Origin of the sequence: Ornithinibacter sp. (assembly GCF_035443565.1) — a bacterium.
In the GTDB taxonomy this organism is placed as follows: domain Bacteria; phylum Actinomycetota; class Actinomycetes; order Actinomycetales; family Dermatophilaceae; genus Fodinibacter.
This window is the reverse complement of the sequence record NZ_DAORSO010000243.1, coordinates 1-2,381: the sequence shown is the minus strand read 5'-3', so window position 1 is coordinate 2,381 and position 2,381 is coordinate 1. Positions and strand designations below refer to the sequence as shown.

The 2,381-nt window shown below is 72.2% G+C and carries 3 protein-coding genes; 2 read left to right on the top strand and 1 reads right to left on the bottom strand.

The genetic code is table 11. The features are described from left to right. A partial coding sequence (locus PLL68_RS13945; RefSeq protein WP_324535093.1) for a nitrilase-related carbon-nitrogen hydrolase occupies positions 1–967 on the bottom strand: 967 nt, incomplete at its 3' end. A 46-nt stretch (positions 968–1,013) separates the two neighbouring features. Here PLL68_RS13945 and PLL68_RS13940 point away from each other — a divergent pair. Next, on the top strand, positions 1,014–1,235 hold the full coding sequence (locus PLL68_RS13940; RefSeq protein WP_159898537.1) for a DUF3046 domain-containing protein: 222 nt from the start codon (positions 1,014–1,016) through the stop codon (positions 1,233–1,235). Between the two features lie 21 nt (positions 1,236–1,256). Continuing rightward, a complete protein-coding gene (locus PLL68_RS13935; protein ID WP_324535090.1) occupies positions 1,257–2,222 on the top strand; it encodes an ABC transporter ATP-binding protein in 966 nt (321 codons plus the stop codon). Positions 2,223–2,381 lie beyond the last annotated feature (159 nt).

The window sequence follows — 2,381 nt, the reverse complement described above, 5'->3', positions numbered from 1 at the left end:
CCCGGCGGTGCTGGGGGCGGGTGGGCTCGGTCAGGGCCGCGTAGGAGTCGGGGCGGCGGGTGGCGAGGAACGGGAACAGGTCGATCCAGTCGCGGCCCTGTGCGAGGTCGAGGTCGGCGACGAGCACGGCTGCCTCGTCGCGCGGTGCCTGCACGAGCACCCGCCCGTAGGGATCGGCGATGAAGGAACTGCCGTAGAAGGTGATGAGGCCCTCGGTGCCGTAGCGGTTGGGCACGACGACGAACAGGCCGTTGGCGATGGCGTGGCCGACGATGGTGTGCTGCCACAGCGGCTGGGTGTCGAAGTCGGGGTGGTCGGGCTCCGAGCCGATCGCGGTCGGGTAGACCAGCACCTGCGCGTCGCCGAGGCCGTAGGCGCGGGCCACCTCGGGGAACCACTCGTCCCAGCACGTCGGCATGCCCAGGCGCAGCGGCGGCTCCGTGGCCGTGATCTCGTGCACGGGGTAGGCGCCCTCGGCCGGGCCCTGCCGGAAGTACTTGTCCTCGTAGTACCCGGCCGTCACGGGGATGTGGGTCTTGCGGGTGTGGGCGAGCAGCTCGCCGTCCGGGGCCACGAGGATCGCGGTGTTGAAGCCGAGGCCGTCGTCGGTGCCGTCGGGGGCGGGCGCCCGCTCGAACAGCGAGGCGTGCACGAGCACCCCGGTGGCCGCGGCCGCCTCGCGCGCGAAGGTGATGGTCGGCCCGTCGGTGAGTGACTCGGCGGTGGTGTCGGGGCGGCCGGTCGGCAGCGTGTCGGCGGGGTAGCGCGACAGGGTGAGCTCGGGCAGGAAGACGATCTGGGCCCCGGCGTCGGCGGCGGTGCGGATGCCGTCGGTCAGGGTCGCGCGCAACGCGTCGGCGTCGGGGTCCCAGGCGTGCTGGACCAGCCCGACCCGAAGTGGGGGAGCCGTGGGCTCGGTGACGCGGGCGAGGGACGGGGGCACCGAAGCGGCGGTGATCAGGCGCATGCGGGTCAGTATGCCGCTGACCTCGGGCACAGCCTACGATCGCCGGATGCGCATCTCCCGGTTCTGGGCCCTCGCCGAGGACGAGTTCGGTGCTGCCTACGCGCACTCCCTCGCCGGCTCGACGCACCTCGCCGTGCTCGGCGGCCGGACGGCGCTCGAGGCGTTGGATGCCGGTGAGTCACCTCGCGAGGTCTGGCTCGCCCTGTGCGACGCGATGGACGTTCCCGAGGAGCGGCGGCACGGCCTCGACAAGCCGCCGAAACGCTGACGCCCGCGGGAAATACGGTCGATGCGGCCACACCGCTGCACTACCGTCGCTGCGGTGAGCGATGACGACGTCCTGCTGCGCGCCCGTGGGCTGACCAAGACCTTCGGCGACTTCACCGCGGTCGACGGCATCGACGTCGAGGTGCGCCGCGGCGAGGCGTTCGGTTTCCTCGGGCCCAACGGTGCCGGCAAGTCGAGCACGATGCGGATGATCGGCTGCGTCTCGCCGGCCAGTGGTGGTGAGCTGAGAATCCTCGGTCTCGACCCGGCATCCGACGGGCCGGCGATCCGGGCACGCCTGGGGGTGTGCCCGCAGAAGGACATCCTCGACGAGGACCTGAGTGTCGAGGACAACCTGCACGTGTACGGCCGGTTCTTCGGGCTCTCCCGCTCCGAGGTGCGCGAGCGCACCACCGCCCTGCTGGAGTTCGCGCAGCTCACCGAGCGCCGCCACGACCGGGTCGAGCCGCTGTCCGGGGGGATGAAGCGGCGCCTGACGATCGCCCGCAGCCTGATCAACAACCCCGAGGTGCTGCTCCTCGACGAGCCGACGACCGGGCTGGACCCGCAGGCGCGGCACGTGCTGTGGGACCGGCTCTTCCGGCTCAAGCGTCAGGGCGTGACCCTCATCATCACGACGCACTACATGGACGAGGCCGAGCAGCTGTGCGACCGCCTCGTGGTCATGGACAAGGGGCGCATCGTCGCGCAGGGCAGCCCGCGCGGCCTCATCGAGGAGCACAGCACGCGCGAGGTGCTCGAGCTGCGCTTCGACCCCGACGAGCAGGCGGGCCACCTCGATGCCCTCGCCGACGTGGGGGAGCGCGTCGAGGTGCTGCCCGACAGGGTGCTCGTCTACACCGCCGACGGGGACGCGGCGCTGGCGACGGTGCACGCGCGCGGCATCCGGCCGGTGTCCTCGCTCGTGCGCCGCTCCACCTTGGAGGACGTCTTCCTCCACCTCACCGGCCGAACGCTGGTCGACTGATGAGCAGCCCGACCCTCGCCGAGGATGCCGTGGCACACCCCGGCGGGTCCGGTCGCCTCACCCCGGGGGTTCGTCCACCGCTGTCGCGCGGTGAACGGGTGTCCTCGGCGATCGCGTACCACCACCGGGTCTACCTGCGCACGTGGCGCGGCACCCTCA

Coding starts and splice junctions, on each gene's coding strand:
- PLL68_RS13940 (WP_159898537.1), top strand. CDS start 1,014: ATGCGCATCTCCCGGTTCTGGGCCCTCGCCGAGGACGAGTTCGGTGCT.
- PLL68_RS13935 (WP_324535090.1), top strand. CDS start 1,257: ATGCGGCCACACCGCTGCACTACCGTCGCTGCGGTGAGCGATGACGAC.